General features: G+C 69.8%; 14 protein-coding genes. 8 read left to right on the top strand and 6 right to left on the bottom strand.

Annotated elements, in window-relative coordinates:
* Positions 1-9 precede the first annotated feature (9 nt).
* Together D8I30_RS03935 and D8I30_RS03930 are read left to right on the top strand one after the other, a co-directional pair.
* On the top strand, positions 10-642 hold the full coding sequence (locus tag D8I30_RS03935; protein WP_121481583.1) for a DUF2306 domain-containing protein: 633 nt from the start codon (positions 10-12) through the stop codon (positions 640-642).
* Positions 643-708: 66 nt separating this feature from the next.
* Complete coding sequence (locus D8I30_RS03930) at positions 709-1,500, top strand: SDR family oxidoreductase (RefSeq protein ID WP_121483375.1); 792 nt, start codon at positions 709-711, stop codon at positions 1,498-1,500.
* On the opposite strand, the gene D8I30_RS03925 is transcribed toward D8I30_RS03930, so the two are convergent.
* The 4 genes from D8I30_RS03925 to fsa all read right to left on the bottom strand — a co-directional run bounded on the left by D8I30_RS03925 (position 1,487) and on the right by fsa (position 4,928).
* Complete coding sequence (locus tag D8I30_RS03925; RefSeq protein ID WP_162938799.1) at positions 1,487-2,533, bottom strand: pepsin/retropepsin-like aspartic protease family protein; 1,047 nt, start codon at positions 2,531-2,533, stop codon at positions 1,487-1,489. The genes D8I30_RS03930 and D8I30_RS03925 overlap by 14 nt on opposite strands.
* A gap of 83 nt (positions 2,534-2,616) precedes the next feature.
* Entirely contained in the window at positions 2,617-3,561 is a 945-nt protein-coding gene (locus D8I30_RS03920; RefSeq protein WP_121481581.1) for a tyrosine recombinase XerC, read from the bottom strand.
* Complete coding sequence (locus D8I30_RS03915) at positions 3,543-4,247, bottom strand: DUF484 family protein (protein WP_121481580.1); 705 nt, start codon at positions 4,245-4,247, stop codon at positions 3,543-3,545. Before D8I30_RS03915 ends, D8I30_RS03920 begins: the two co-directional genes overlap by 19 nt.
* A 27-nt stretch (positions 4,248-4,274) precedes the next feature.
* The gene (gene fsa / locus D8I30_RS03910) at positions 4,275-4,928 is read right to left on the bottom strand and encodes a fructose-6-phosphate aldolase (RefSeq protein WP_121481579.1); all 654 of its coding nucleotides are present in this window, start codon (positions 4,926-4,928) and stop codon (positions 4,275-4,277) included.
* 159 nt (positions 4,929-5,087) lie between these two features.
* Between fsa and D8I30_RS03905 the strand changes: the two genes are divergently transcribed.
* Positions 5,088-7,268, top strand: coding sequence for a primosomal protein N' (locus tag D8I30_RS03905; protein WP_205570743.1), 2,181 nt, complete (start codon positions 5,088-5,090; stop codon positions 7,266-7,268).
* Positions 7,269-7,513: 245 nt separating this feature from the next.
* Here the strand turns inward: D8I30_RS03905 and D8I30_RS03900 are convergent, their stop codons facing one another.
* Both D8I30_RS03900 and D8I30_RS03895 read right to left on the bottom strand, forming a co-directional pair.
* Positions 7,514-8,341 carry a TerC family protein gene (locus D8I30_RS03900; RefSeq protein ID WP_121481577.1) on the bottom strand — a complete coding sequence of 276 codons (828 nt, stop codon included), beginning with the start codon at positions 8,339-8,341 and terminating at the stop codon, positions 7,514-7,516.
* Between the two features lie 55 nt (positions 8,342-8,396).
* Entirely contained in the window at positions 8,397-9,407 is a 1,011-nt protein-coding gene (locus D8I30_RS03895; protein WP_121481576.1) for a cation diffusion facilitator family transporter, read from the bottom strand.
* Positions 9,408-9,633: 226 nt separating this feature from the next.
* Here D8I30_RS03895 and D8I30_RS03890 point away from each other — a divergent pair, with 226 nt between their 5' ends.
* From D8I30_RS03890 to D8I30_RS03870, 5 genes are all read left to right on the top strand, one after another.
* The gene (locus tag D8I30_RS03890; RefSeq protein WP_121481575.1) at positions 9,634-10,188 is read left to right on the top strand and encodes a F0F1 ATP synthase subunit delta; all 555 of its coding nucleotides are present in this window, start codon (positions 9,634-9,636) and stop codon (positions 10,186-10,188) included.
* A 64-nt stretch (positions 10,189-10,252) separates the two neighbouring features.
* Positions 10,253-11,785, top strand: a complete 1,533-nt coding sequence (gene atpA / locus D8I30_RS03885) for a F0F1 ATP synthase subunit alpha (RefSeq protein WP_121481574.1) — start codon at positions 10,253-10,255, stop codon at positions 11,783-11,785.
* 37 nt (positions 11,786-11,822) lie between these two features.
* Positions 11,823-12,692 carry a F0F1 ATP synthase subunit gamma gene (locus D8I30_RS03880; protein WP_121481573.1) on the top strand — a complete coding sequence of 290 codons (870 nt, stop codon included), beginning with the start codon at positions 11,823-11,825 and terminating at the stop codon, positions 12,690-12,692.
* 37 nt (positions 12,693-12,729) lie between these two features.
* Entirely contained in the window at positions 12,730-14,268 is a 1,539-nt protein-coding gene (gene atpD, locus D8I30_RS03875; RefSeq protein ID WP_121481572.1) for a F0F1 ATP synthase subunit beta, read from the top strand.
* Positions 14,269-14,271: 3 nt separating this feature from the next.
* Positions 14,272-14,541: an ATP synthase F1 subunit epsilon gene (locus D8I30_RS03870; protein ID WP_003167474.1), complete on the top strand. Its 270-nt coding sequence runs from the start codon at positions 14,272-14,274 to the stop codon at positions 14,539-14,541.
* Positions 14,542-14,569 lie beyond the last annotated feature (28 nt).

The following is a 14,569-nucleotide window of genomic DNA, read 5'->3' as shown; positions in this document are numbered from 1 at the left end:
GCAGCGGCGATGTCGACAGACCCTCTCATCCTGCGTTCGCGAAAGGCTTGGATTCTCCCGGCCCTGTTCGTGGCCGCCCTGGCGTCCTCGGCCTGGATATGGCGGGTTCACGCCTGGCCGGTGCTGTCGTTCCGCGCCCTTGGCGAGCACCTGCTCCACTTCGGCCTGCTGTATGCTCATGCTCTGGGCGGCACGGCCATGCTGGCGGCGGGGGGCGCGGCCCTGTTCCTCGGCTGGCGCAGGCGGCGGATGCGGCTGCACAGGGCGGTCGCCTATGTCTATCTGACCGGCGGCGGCGTCGGGGCCCTGACGGCCCTGTGGCTGTCGCTCGATCCGCAGCACGAGCCGCGCAGCCTGGGGGTGACGACCGCCGCCCTGGCCGTCGTCTGGCTGGTCTTTGCGGCGATGGCCGGGCGGGCGGCGCGCAATCGCCGTTTCGACAGTCACCAGGAATGGGCGATCCGCACCTATGTGGTCAGCTGGACCTTTGTCGGGTGCCGATTGGCGCAGACGGCGTCGCCTTTCGGCTACCTCGGCCTGGAGGGGGTGACGGCGGCGGTCTGGCTGTTCTGGGTCACGCCGATCCTGCTGTGCGAGGTCGTCCTGCAATGGACGAAGGGCGCGCCCAGGACGGCACGCTGAGGCCTCGCAACCGCGACGTCAGCCCCTATGTGGACCGGCGAGACCTGACAGCATGGAATGATCGACATGGACCTTCAACTCACCGGCAAGCGCGCCCTGATCTGCGGCGGCTCCAGCGGCCTGGGCCGGGCCGTGGCGACGGCGCTCGTGGCCGAGGGGGCGCACGTGGCCCTGCTGTCGCGCGACGCGAGCAAGCTGCAGGCCGTGGCCGACGAACTGAACGCCATGGGGCCGGGCAAGGCGGTGATCGCCCCCGCCGACCTGGCCGATCACGAGGGACTGCTGAGGGCGGTGGACGCCGCCGAGGCGGCCCTGGGCGGGCCGATCCAGATTCTGCTGAACAACACCGGCGGGCCGCCGCCGTCGGGCGTGGCGGGGCTGGATCCGGCGCTGTGGCGCGAACAATTCGAGGCCATGGTGCTGTCGGTCTTCCGCCTGACGGACCGGGTGCTGCCGGGGATGCGGGCCATGGGCTGGGGGCGCGTGCTGAACGTCGCCTCCACCTCCGTGATCGAGCCGATCGGGACGCTGGGCGTGTCCAACACCCTGAGGGCCTCCGTGGCGGCCTGGGCCAAGACCCTGGCGGGCGAGGTCGCGGCCAACGGGGTGACGGTCAACACCCTGCTGCCCGGCCGCATCGACACCCCGCGCATCGCGCGGCTGGACGCCGCTCGCGCCGCCGCCACGGGCGTCGAGCCTGCCGAGGCCCGCGCCGAGTCGGTGAAGTCCATCCCCACCGGCCGCATCGGCGCGCCCGAGGAGTTCGGCGCCGTGGCCGCCTTCCTGGCCAGCCCGCGGGCGGGCTATGTCACCGGCTCCCTGATCCGCGTGGACGGCGGGGCGGTCAGGGCGATCTGATCGGAGGGGACTGCGGCGCGGGCGGGGGGCGGCGGATCAGCCCCTCGAAGGCGATGCGGCCTCGGCCATAGTCCAGCGTCACGCGGCTGAACCGCGTCAGGACGTCGGCGCCCAGCAGCAGGGCCGGCCGCTCGATCAGGTCGAGGATGCGGAAGGCGTGCAGGTCGCCGAACAGCAGGGGCGTGGGCCCCAGATCGCGCCGCGCCAGGCGCAGGTTGGCCAGCTGGCCCGAGCGCACCAGCAGCGACTGGCCGATCACCCCGTAGACGCGCAGCGTCGGCCGCTCGACCGGGCCCAGGCGTGCGTCCAGCGCCCGCATCAGCGCCTGGTTGCCGATGGAATACTGGGCGCCGCTGTCGACGAAGGCGACCGTCTCCACCCCGTCGGCCATGACATGGGTCAGGATCAGCTGGCTGAACCGTCCCGAGCGTATGGGGGTGACGTATGTGGGCAACCGGCTGGCGCCGCCGAAGGCGATGCCGCGCTGCACCACGTCGGCTCCCGAGGCGGCCAGCATGACGCGGCGGCGGCGCAGGTCCAGCGTCAGGCGAAAGCGTGACAGCACGTCCAGTCCCAGCAGGCCGTCGGCGCCCAGAAGCGCGCTGGGAAAGACCGGCAGGACCAGGTCGGTGAAGCGACGGCCGGAAAAGGCCAGGCGCGGGACGCGCACGGTCGGGACCATCTCGGCGGCGGTGATGCCATGCACCAGAACCGGGGGGCCGGGCTCAAGGGCCAGGTCCCGGGCCAGACGGTCGGAGACGGCGCTGCGCTCGGCTCCCGTGTCGATGACGAACAGGGCCCTGCGTCCGCCCAGGTCGACCTCCGCGCCCATGCGGGTCAGAAGGTTTTCGAGCAGGCGGGCCTCGACGTCCGAGGGTGTCGGAGCCGGAGGGGGAACCTGGTCCGGCGGCTGTTGCGCCCAGGCCGGCAGCCCGAGCAGGAGCCCTGTCTGCGTCAGCAGGGCCAGGGCTGCGCGGCGGCTGGGCCGCCGGGCGGGACCATCGGACGCCGGGACGAGGGTCGGCCTGCGCACGCGCGTGAACTCCCGTTCCGCGACCTATCCCCGCATGATTTCTGGCGCCTTTTCGGGGCGCTGAAAAGTCCGTCGATCGATGGTCAGCCGCGCGGGTGGGCCTGGGCGTAGGCGGCCAGCAGGCGGGCGGCGTCGACCTGGGTGTATTTCTGCGTCGTCGACAGGCTGGCGTGGCCCAGCAGTTCCTGGATCGAACGCAGGTCGGCCCCCGCCCCCAGCAGGTGGGTGGCGAAGCTATGCCTCAGCGCGTGGGGCGTCGCGGAGGCGGGCAGGCCGAGCCGTCCGCGCAGCCGCTGGACCGTCGCCTGCACATGGCGCGAACTGAGCGGCCCGCCGCGCCGCGCCCGGAACAGGGCCTGATCGGCGTCGATCACGAAGGGCTGGGTCGCCAGATAGGCGTCCGTCGCCGCGCGCACCTGGGGCAGGACGGGGACCAGCCGCGTCTTGCCGCCCTTGCCGGTGATGCGCAGGGAGTCGGGCAGGGGGGCGTCTGACCGTTTCAGCGACAGGGCTTCGGAAATCCGCAGGCCGCAGCCGTAGAGCAGGGTCAGGACGGCGCGGTCGCGCGCGGCCTCCCATGGCTCCAGGTCGGGATCGGCCTCGGGCTCGTGCAGCAGGCCCTTCGCCTGATCCTCGCTGACGGGTCGGGGCAGGGAGGCCTTGACCTTCGGCCCTCGCACCAGCGCCAGCTGCGGCGCCGCCACCCCCAGGCGTCGGTCGAGGAAGGCGTGGAAGCCGCGGATGGCGGCCAGGGTCTGGCTGAGCGAGCGCGCGTTCAAAGTGCGCTCGCCGGTTCGACGCTCGGCCAGGTGGGCGCGGATCTCGGCCGCCGCGACGGTCCCCATGTCGGCCGCGCTCTGAGCCTCGCCGCGATGGCGCTCGAGGAAGGCCAGATAGAGCCGGCCCACGTGGCCGTAGGCTTCAAGCGTGCGCGGCGACAGGCGGCGTTCGTGGGCCAGGTGCTCCAGCCAGGCGGCCAGGGCCTCCTGCGCCGTCAGGGCGGCGGCGGTCAGGCCTGCAGCGGCCATCGTCCGGCCATGCGTTCGACGACGCGGGCGACGAAGGCCACCAGTTCGCAGCCCATGGCGGGAGTGAAGCCGTCGTCCTCGGCCGAGCCGAAGGCGCACAGGGCCGAGCGCGGCGCGTCCTCGCCCGGAGCGTGCAGGCTCATGCGCACCAGGGCCACCGAGGCGACCTCGCCCTCGGCCGGGCCGAACAGGTTGAGGCCGGTGAAGTTGGGGCCGAGCCAGTGCAGGCCGTCCTCGCCCAGCAGGGCGTCGACGCGGCCCGCCTCCAGCGCCTTCCAGCCGAAGGGGACGGCGCCGGGCTTCTCGACGGCGACGGCGGCGCCGGCCAGGCCGAAGCGGCCCTGGGACACCGCGTCGAGATGGCGGGCCAGTTCGGCGTGGGTCTGGGCCTCCATCAGGTCCAGGGCGGCGACGTGGGTCTGGGTCTGGGCGGCGAAGTTGGCGCGGGCAATCTCTTCGATCAGCCGGCGCGCCCCGGCCTCGCGCTGGGCGACGGCCTCGAGCCGGGCCAGGGCGGCGCGGCCGAAGTCGACGACGTTGCGCCCCGTGGCGGCCAGGCCCAGCTCTTCCAGCAGAGCCCGGTCGTCCAGCAGGAAGTCGGCGTGGGCGCCCAGCCAGGCGCGCACCTCGGGCCAATGCAGGCTAGACGCCGCGGGGTCGGAAGAGAGGTCCAGGGAAGTGCTCAAGCAGGACCTCTTTCCGGGTCTGAAAAATTACAAGATGGACTGACCGGTCTTGCCCCAGTCGGCCAGGAAGGCATCCAACCCCTTGTCGGTTAACGGGTGCTTGACCAAGGCTTTGAAAACGTCGGTCGGCAGGGTGGCGGCGTCGGCGCCGGCCAGGGCGGCGGCCGTCACATGGTCGGGATTGCGCAGGGACGCGGCCAGGATCTCGGTGTCGAAGTCGTGGATGTCGTAGAGGGTGCGGATCTCCTCCAGCAGGCCCACGCCGTCCGCGCCGACGTCTTCCAGGCGGCCGACGAAGGGCGAGATGAAGGTCGCGCCGGCCTTGGCCGCCAGCATGGCCTGGGCGGCCGAGAAGCAGAGGGTGACGTTGGTCTTGATCCCCTTGTCGGCGAAGGCCCGCGTGGCGCGCAGCCCGTCCCAGGTCAGGGGCAGCTTGACCACGACGTTGGGGGCGATGGCGGCCAGCTTGTCGCCTTCCTTGACCATGGTCTCGAAGTCGGTGGCCACGGCCTCGGCCGAGATCGGCCCCTCGACCAGGGCGCAGATTTCGGCGATGACCTCGGCGATGTTGCGACCCGACTTGGCGATCAGGCTAGGATTGGTGGTGACGCCGTCCACCATCCCGGTGGGCAGCAGGTCCTTGATGACGGCGACGTCGGCGGTGTCGAGAAAGAGTTTCATGGGGAAGAGTTCTAACCCTGACCAACGCGAAGGGCGACTCCCCTTTTCCTCCCCATTTCATGGGGAGGGGGACCACGTAGTGGTGGAGGGGCCTCTGTCAGCAGAACCAAGCAGCCCCTCCGTCACGGCCGCTGCGCGACCGCGCCACCTCCCCATGAAATGGGGAGGAGAAGCCGCGTGAAGGTCGCCTCCGTCCTCATCCCCCTGCCGGTGCCGGAAGCTTTCGATTACGCGGTTCCCGAGGAACTGGCGGTCGCACGCGGCGATCAGGTCGCCGTGCCGCTGGGGCCGCGCCTGATCCGGGGCGTGGTCGCCGAGGTGTTCGAAACGACCGGCTCCAACCGCAAGCTCAAGGCGGTCGAGCAGGTGCTGGCCGATCCGCGCCTGCCGGAACGCACGCTGGACTTCGTCGAATGGGCGGCGCGCTGGACGCTGAGTCCGCCCGGCGAGATGGCGGCGACGGCGCTGAAGGGCCTGCGCGCGCCCCGGCCCCGGCCCGAGCGGCGGGTGCGGCGTGTCGAGGGCCGCAGTCCCGCCCGCCCGACGGCGGCGCGCACGGCGGTGCTGGAGGCCCTGGGCCAACGATCCATGCCCGGCCCCGATCTGGCGCGGGCGGCGGGCGTCTCGTCCGGCGTGGTCAAGGGACTGGTCGATGAAGGGGTGCTGGAGCCGTTCGAGGTCGAGGCGGTCGCCGCCTTCGACCCGCCCGATCCCGACCATGCGCCCGCGACCCTGAACCCGGATCAGGCGGCCTCGGCGGCGGCCATTGCGGACGCTGTGGCGGCGGGCGGCTTCGCCCCCTTCCTGCTGGACGGGGTGACGGGCTCGGGCAAGACGGAGGCCTATCTGGAGGCGGCGGCGCGGGCGCTGCGGGCCGATCCGACGGCGCAGGCGCTGATCCTGCTGCCCGAGATCGCCCTGACCCAGGCGGTGATCGAGCGCATCACCGCCCGCTTCGGCGTCGCCCCCGCCGAATGGCATTCCGGCGTCGCCCCGCCGCGCCGGCGACAGGCGTGGGAGGCGGTGGTCTCCGGCCGCTGCAACATCGTCGTCGGCGCGCGCTCGGCCCTGTTCCTGCCCTACGCCAACCTCAAGCTGATCGTGGTGGACGAGGAGCATGACGGCTCGTTCAAACAGGAGGAGGGGCTGGTCTATCACGGCCGCGACCTGGCCGTTGCGCGGGCGCGGATCGAGGGGGCGACGGTGGTCCTGGCCTCGGCCACCCCGTCGCTGGAGACCCTGTGGAACGCCCATCAGGGGCGGTATCGCTGGCTGAAGCTGGCGGCGCGGCACGGCGCAGCGGTCCTGCCGCAGATCGGCCTGATCGACCTGCGTGAATGCCCGCCGGACCCGCAGACCTGGCTGTCCGCACCTTTACGCGAAGCCATCGGCGAGACGCTGGCGCGGGGGGAACAGAGCCTGCTGTTCCTCAATCGGCGCGGCTATGCGCCGGTGGTGCTGTGCCGCGCCTGCGGGCATCGGCTGACGGCGCCGGATACGGATTCCTGGCTGGTCGAGCATCGCTACACCGGGCGGCTGGTCTGCCATCTGACCGGCTTCTCCATGCCCAAGCCCAAGGCCTGTCCCTCGTGCGGCGCCGAGGACTCGCTTGTGCCGGTCGGGCCGGGGGTCGAGCGGGTCGAGGAGGAGGTGCGCCAGCTCTTCCCGCAGGCGCGCACCGCCGTCTTCAGCTCGGACACCGTGCCGGACGGCAAGTCGGCCCGCGCCCTGATCCAATCCATGGCCGACGGCGAGATCGACATTCTGGTCGCCACCCAGGCTGCGGCGAAAGGCCACAACTTCCCGCGTCTGACGCTCGTGGGCGTGGTGGACGCTGACCTGGGCCTGCGCGGCGGCGACCTGCGCGCGGCCGAGCGCACCTATCAGCTGCTGGCCCAGGCCACGGGCCGGGCCGGGCGGGCGGACAAGCCGGGCCGCGCCCTGCTGCAGACCTGGACGCCCGAGCATCCGGTGCTGCAGGCCCTGGCGGCGGGCGACCGCGACGCCTTCGTCGAGGCCGAGATGGCCGAGCGCGAGGCCGCCTCCCTGCCGCCGCACGGCCGCCTGGCGGCGCTGATCCTGTCCAGCGAGAACGCCATGGCGGTCGAGAAGGTCGCCCGCGACCTGGCCGAGGCCATCCCCAACGCCGAGCGGCTGGAGGTCTATGGTCCCGCCGACGCGCCCCTGGCCCTGGTGCGCGGGCGGCGGAGGAAGCGGCTGCTGGTGCGGGCCGATCGCGACGTGAACCTCCAGGCCTTCCTGCGCGCCTGGCTGGCGCGGGTGAAGGTCCCGGCCTCTGTGCGGCTGACCGTGGACGTGGATCCTTATAGTTTTCTGTAAGAGGCGCTATCGCTCGCCGCGCGGCGGCTCGCTGCTTGAGCGCTTCCCTTTCTCCCGCTCATCCCGGCGGACGCCGGGATCCAGTAAGAGTCGCTGCACGACGCGTGGAAAGCAGCGTCCCGACCAAACTCGCGTTTGAAGCCAAAGCACTGGATCCCGGCGTCCGCCGGGATGAGCGGCAAAGGCATGAAAAAAGCGCCGCGGCTCTCACCGCGGCGCTTCGTCGTTCAGCCGGGGGGCTGGGGTCAGACGCCCGGTTCGGCGGTCTCGGCCCGGTTGAGGGCGGCCTGGGCGGCTTCCTCGGCCTGGTTCTTCCTGATCTGGGCGGCGCGCGCCCACATGTTCAGCCCCTCGACCAGGGCCGAGAAGGCCATGGCGGCGTAGATGTAGCCCTTGGGCACGTGGACGCCGAAGCCGTCGGCGATCAGCACCATGCCGATCATCAGCAGGAAGCCCAGGGCCAGCATGACCACGGTCGGGTTCTTGTCGATGAAGTCGGCCAGGGGGTCCGAGGCCAGCAGCATGACGGCCACAGCGATGATGACGGCGACCATCATGATCGGCACGTGATCGGTCATGCCCACGGCTGTCAGGATGGAGTCGACCGAGAACACCAGGTCCAGCAGGATGATCTGGACGATGGCCGCGCCGACGTTGTTGATGACGACGTCCTTCTTGTCCTTCTCCAGCATGTCGTTCGAGGGGGTGGTGTCGACGGCGTGGTGGATCTCCTTGGTCGCCTTCCACACCAGGAACAGGCCCCCGGCGATCAGGATCAGGTCGCGCCAGGAGAAGGCGGTGTCGAAGGTCTCTCCGTGGAGGCCCAGGTCGAAGACCGGCGCCGTCAGGCCGACGATCCAGCCGATGGCGGCCAGCAGCGCCAGACGCATGATCAGGGCCAGGCCGATGCCGATGCGACGCGTGCGCTGGCGATGCTCGGGCGGGAGCTTGTTGGACAGGATGGAGATGAAGATCAGGTTGTCGATCCCCAGCACCACCTCCATGACCACCAGGGTGATGAGGGCCGCCCAGGCGGCCGGATCGCTAAGGAGCGGGATTATGCTGTCAAGCATCGGGGTTCCAGGATGTGATGGTGAGCATTAGCGGTAACGGGGCCGTGAGGTTGCATCAAGCGGTCGTGCGTGGCGTCATGGTCGCACCCCCCGGCACGTCGGACACCAGGGCGCCGGGGCCGCCCCCCGCCATGACCGCCGCGCGGACCGCCGCATGGCTGGCCAGGCTCTGGGCCTCGACATAGATGCGGCCGGCCTGGGGGTGGGCGGCGCGGATGCGGTGCTCCAGCCGCGCCACCGTGGCCTCGACCTCTCCGGCGCTGAGTCGGTCGTCGAAGTCCAGGCTGAGGGCGACCAGGATCTCATTGGGGCCGAAATGCATGGTGCGCAGGTCGTTCAGCCCGTCGACGCCTGGCTCGGCGCGGGCGATGGCGGCGATGCCCGCCCGCGTGGCGGGATCGGCGGCCTCGCCGGTCAGCAGGCTCTGGCTCTCGAAGGCCAGGAAGCCGGCGGTCAGGGCCAGCACCACCCCGATGGCCACGGAGGCGACCCCGTCGATGACCGGCAGGCCGAAAACATGGCTGGCGACCACCCCGATCAGGGCGATGACCAGGCCGGTCAGGGCGGCGGTGTCCTCGAACAGGACGGTGAAGACGGTGGGGTCCTTGCTCTCGCGCACGGCGGGCAGCAGGGGCCGGCCGCCGCGCTGGCGGTTGAAGGCCTTGAGCGCCACCCACCAGGAGCCGCCCTCGAACAGCACGGCCAGCCCCAGCACCAGATAGTTGATCCAGGGGTTCTGGATCGGCTCGGGCGCGCGGATGCGCTGCAGCCCGTGCAGGATGGAGACGAGGGCCCCAAGGCCGAAGATCAGGATGGCGACGACGAAGGTGTAGAAATAGAGCTGCAGCCCGTGGCCGAAGGGGTGGGTCTCGCTGGCCGGCCGGGCGGCGCGGCGCAGGCCGATCAGCAGCAGGACCTGATTGCCGGTGTCGACGGCCGAGTGGATCGCCTCGCTCATCATGGCGGCCGAGCCGGTGAACAGGGCGGCGGCGAACTTGGTCACGGCGATGGCGGTGTTGCCCGCCAGGGCCGCGAAGATCACCTGCTTGGACGTGGAGGCGGCCATGGCGTCCCGGTTTCGTTCGACCAAAGGAGCGTGGGTGCGGCGTTATCGTTCCGCCCGCCTTGGTTGCGAGGCGGGGGCTTGCGTGGTATCAGCCGCGCGGCTTTAGCGAAGGGCGTATCGAAAGATGCGTCCCCAGCGTGCTTTCTTAAAGCATATCAGGCCCTTGGCTGGCGCGGGCGACTGCGGCCGGTCTTGATACAATCGCTTCAGACGCGGACCAATATAAGTGGCGGACGATTTCAGGACGACGGAAGTCGGCGGACGGTATGCACAGGCGCTGTTCGACCTCGCGGACGAGACGGGGGCGCTGGCCGCCGTGCGCGCCGATCTGGGCGCGCTGAAGGCCGCCTGGCTGGAGAGCGCGGACCTGCGCCGCCTGGCCACTTCGCCGCTGATCGCCTCGGACGATCAGGCCAAGGGCCTGACGGCCATCGCCGACAAGGCCAAGTTCAACGCCGTGACGCGCAACTTCCTGGGCCTGATGGGCCAGAACGGCCGCGCCGCGGACCTGCCGGGCGCGATCGCCGCCTTCGAGGCCCTGTACGCCAAGAAGACGGGCGTGGTGGCCGCCGAGGTGATCTCGGCCGTGGCCCTGAGCGCCGCCCAGACCAAGAAGATCCAGGCCGAGCTGCGCGCCGCCCTGGGCCGCGACCCCGAGCTGACCGCCCGCGTCGATCCGTCGATCCTGGGCGGCCTGAAGGTCAAGGTGGGCTCGAAGCTGTTCGACGCCTCGCTGAAGACCAAGCTCGACCAGATGACCTTCGCGCTGAAGCGCGCCTAACCCGAACACCCGATCAAGCCGGGCCGACGGGCCCGCACCGAAGACGAAAGCCAGAGAGCCCATCATGGATATCCGCGCCGCCGAAATCTCGGCCATCCTCAAGTCGCAGATCGCCAACTTCGGCGTGGAAGCCGACGTTTCGGACGTCGGCCAGGTGCTGTCGGTCGGCGACGGCATCGCGCGCATCCACGGCCTCGACAACGTCCAGGCCGGTGAAATGGTCGAGTTCACCAAGGCCGGCGTGAAGGGCATGGCCCTGAACCTGGAACGCGACAACGTCGGCGCCGTGATCTTCGGCGCGGACGCCGCCATCGCCGAGGGCGACGACGTGCGCCGCCTGGGCGAGATCGTGGACGTGCCGGTCGGCAAGGGCCTGCTGGGCCGCGTCGTCAACCCGCTGGGCGAGCCGATCGACGGCAAGGGCCCGATCCAGTTCACCGAGCGTCGCCGCGTCGACGTCAAGGCCCCCGGCATCATCCCGCGCAAGTCGGTGCACGAGCCGATGCAGACGGGCATGAAGGCGATCGACACCCTGATCCCGGTCGGCCGCGGCCAGCGCGAGCTGATCATCGGCGACCGTCAGGTCGGCAAGACCGCCGTCGCCATCGACACCATCCTGAACCAGAAGGCCGTCAACAAGTCGGACGACGAGTCGGCCAAGCTGTACTGCATCTACGTCGCCATCGGTCAGAAGCGTTCGACCGTGGCCCAGATCGTGAAGACCCTCGAAGAGTCGGGCGCGCTGGAATACACCATCGTCGTGGCCGCCACGGCGTCGGAACCGGCCCCCCTGCAGTTCCTGGCTCCGTTCGCCGGCACCGCCATGGGCGAGTATTTCCGCGACAACGGCATGCACGGCCTGATCATCTATGACGACCTGTCCAAGCAGGCCGTGGCCTACCGCCAGATGTCGCTGCTGCTGCGCCGTCCGCCGGGCCGCGAAGCCTACCCGGGCGACGTCTTCTACCTGCACTCCCGCCTGCTGGAGCGTTCGGCCAAGCTGAACGAGGACTACGGCTCGGGCTCGCTGACCGCCCTGCCGATCATCGAAACCCAGGCCAACGACGTGTCGGCCTACATCCCGACCAACGTGATCTCGATCACCGACGGCCAGATCTTCCTGGAATCGGACCTGTTCTATCAGGGCATCCGTCCGGCCGTGAACGTCGGCATCTCGGTGTCGCGCGTCGGCTCCTCGGCCCAGATCAAGGCCATGAAGCAGGTCGCCGGTTCGATTAAGGGCGAGCTGGCCCAGTATCGTGAAATGGCCGCCTTCGCGAAGTTCGGCTCGGACCTGGACGTCTCGACCCAGCGCCTGCTGGCCCGCGGCGCCCGTCTGACCGAGCTGCTGAAGCAGCCGCAGTACTCGCCGCTGGCCGTCGAAGAGCAGGTCGTGTCGATCTACGCCGGCACGCGCGGCTATCTGGACGGCATCGAAGTGGCCCAGGTCGGCCGCTTCGAGAGCGAGCTGCTGGCGCGCATCCACGCCAACCACGCCTCGCTGCTGGAAGGCATCCGCACCAAGAAGGCCCTGACGCCCGAGCTGGAAGCCGAGCTGAAGGACATCCTGGCGGCCTTCGCCAAAACCTTCGCCTGATCGTTCGGCCCTGTAGTCAAAGGAAGAGCAGAGCCGGATGGCTAGCCTCAAGGAAATGCGCGATCGGATCGGAAGCGTCAAAGCGACGCAGAAGATCACGAAAGCCATGCAGATGGTCGCCGCGGCCAAGCTGAAGCGCGCCCAGGACCAGGCCGAAAGCGCCCGGCCCTATGCGCAGCGGATGGCCTCGGTCATCGCCAACCTGGCGGCCGGCGTCGGCGACGACGGCCCGCGCCTGATGACCGGCACCGGCGCCGACCAGAAGCACCTGGTCGTCGTCGCCACGGCCGACAAGGGCCTGGCCGGCGGTTTCTCGACCAACGTCATCCGCGCCGCGCGGGACCACATCAACAGCCTGATCGCCAACGGCAAGACCGTCGAGATCGTGGCCGTGGGCCGAAAGTCGCGCGACCAGCTGACCCGCCTGTTCGGCGACAAGGTCGTCAAGACCTTCGAGCTGAGCGAGCACAAGACGGTGGGCCTGCACTCGGCCCAGCCGATCGCCGAGCTGCTGGCGCAGAAGTTCGAAGCGGACGAGGCTGACAAGGTCACCCTCTTCTACAGCCAGTTCAAGTCGGTGATCTCGCAGGTCCCGTCGTCGCGTCAGCTGGCCCCGGCCGAAGTCGACGCGAACGCCTCGGCCGACGCCGGCGCGCTCTATGAGTACGAGCCGTCGGAAGAGGACATCCTCGAGACCCTGCTGCCGCGCAACCTGACGACGCAGATCCTGGCCGCCCTGCTGGAGAACCAGGCCGGCTTCTTCGGCGCCCAGATGGCCGCGATGGACAACGCCACGCGCAACGCGGGCGACCTCATCAGCGCCCTGACGCTGCAGTACAACCGTTCCCGCCAGGCTCAGATCACCACCGAGCTGATCGAGATCATCGCCGGCGCTGAAGCGCTCTGATCCCGACACAGCTGACATTCGACACGGACAACACCCGATGACCGACACCACCGCCCCCAAGAAACCCGCCGCCAAGAAGCCGGCCGCTCCCAAGAAGGCCGCCGCTCCGAAGGCCGCCGCCGCCGTCGCGGGCCAGGGCAAGATCGCCCAGGTCATCGGCGCCGTCGTCGACGTCGAGTTCGAAGGCCACCTGCCGGCGATCCTGAACGCCCTGGAGACCCAGAACGTCGACCAGAAGACGGGCGAGCCCTTCACCCTGATCCTGGAAGTCGCCCAGCACCTGGGTGAGAACATGGTCCGCGCCATCGCCATGGACACGACCGAAGGCCTGACCCGCGGTCAGCCGGTCGTCGACACCGGCAAGTCGATCATGGCCCCGGTCGGTCCGGGCACGCTCGGCCGCATCATGAACGTCGTCGGCCAGCCGATCGACGAAGCCGGTCCGATCCTGACCACCGAATACCGTCCGATCCACAAGGAAGCCCCGACCTTCGACGAACAGTCGACCTCGGCGGAAATCCTGGTCACCGGCATCAAGGTCATCGACCTGATCTGCCCCTACACCAAGGGCGGCAAGACCGGCCTGTTCGGCGGCGCCGGCGTGGGCAAGACCGTGACCATGCAGGAACTGATCAACAACATCGCCAAGGCTTACGGCGGTTACTCGGTTCTGGCCGGCGTGGGCGAACGCACCCGCGAAGGCAACGACCTGTATCACGAGATGATCGAGTCCAACGTGAACGTGGACCCGGCCAAGAACAACGGCTCGACCGAAGGCTCCAAGTGCGCCCTGGTTTACGGCCAGATGAATGAGCCCCCCGGCGCCCGCGCTCGCGTCGCCCTGACCGGCCTGTCGATCGCGGAATACTTCCGCGACGAGGAAGGCAAGGACGTGCTGCTGTTCGTCGACAACATCTTCCGCTTCACCCAGGCCGGTTCGGAAGTGTCGGCTCTGCTGGGCCGCATCCCCTCGGCCGTGGGCTATCAGCCGACGCTGGCCACCGAGATGGGCAACCTGCAGGAGCGGATCACCTCGACCAAGAAGGGCTCGATCACCTCGGTCCAGGCCATCTACGTCCCCGCCGACGACCTGACCGACCCGGCCCCGGCCGCCTCGTTCGCCCACCTGGACGCCACCACCGTTCTGTCGCGTGACATCGCCGCCCAGGCCATCTTCCCGGCCGTGGACCCGCTGGACTCGACCTCGCGGATCATGGACCCGCTGGTCATCGGCGAAGAGCACTATCAGGTCGCCCGCCGCGTCCAGGAAATCCTGCAGCAGTACAAGGCGCTGAAGGACATCATCGCCATCCTGGGCATGGACGAGCTGTCGGAAGACGACAAGTTGGTCGTGTCGCGCGCGCGCAAGATTCAGCGCTTCCTGTCGCAGCCCTTCTTCGTGGCCGAGCAGTTCACCGGCTCGCCGGGCAAGTTCGTCGAGCTGGCCGACACCATCCGCTCGTTCAAGGCCATCTGCGACGGCGAATACGACCACCTGCCGGAAGCCGCCTTCTACATGGTCGGCGCCATCGAAGAGGCCGTCGAGAAGGCCGCCAAGATGGCTGCGGAAGCCTAAGCCATGGCCGGTAAGCTGAACTTCTCCCTCGTCGCCCCGGAACGCGAAGTCTTCGCCGGTTCGGTCGATCAGGTCGATGCGCCGGGCGTCGAGGGCGACTTCGGCGTCCTGCCCGGCCACGCGCCCTTCATGACCACCCTGCGCGAAGGCGTGGTGACGGTCTATGACGGCGCCCAGCGCCGCCGCTTCGAGGTCAAGGGCGGTTTCGCCGACGTCAACGGCGAAGGCCTGACCATCCTGGCTGAAGAGGCTTCGGAGCTGACCGCGAACTGAGGTTCGCGCGGCTGAAACGATTAAAGGC

The organism is Brevundimonas naejangsanensis, from assembly GCF_003627995.1.
In the GTDB taxonomy this organism is placed as follows: Bacteria; Pseudomonadota; Alphaproteobacteria; order Caulobacterales; family Caulobacteraceae; genus Brevundimonas; species Brevundimonas naejangsanensis_B.
Note: the sequence above shows the minus strand (reverse complement) of the source record. Positions and strands in the feature narration are given on the sequence as shown.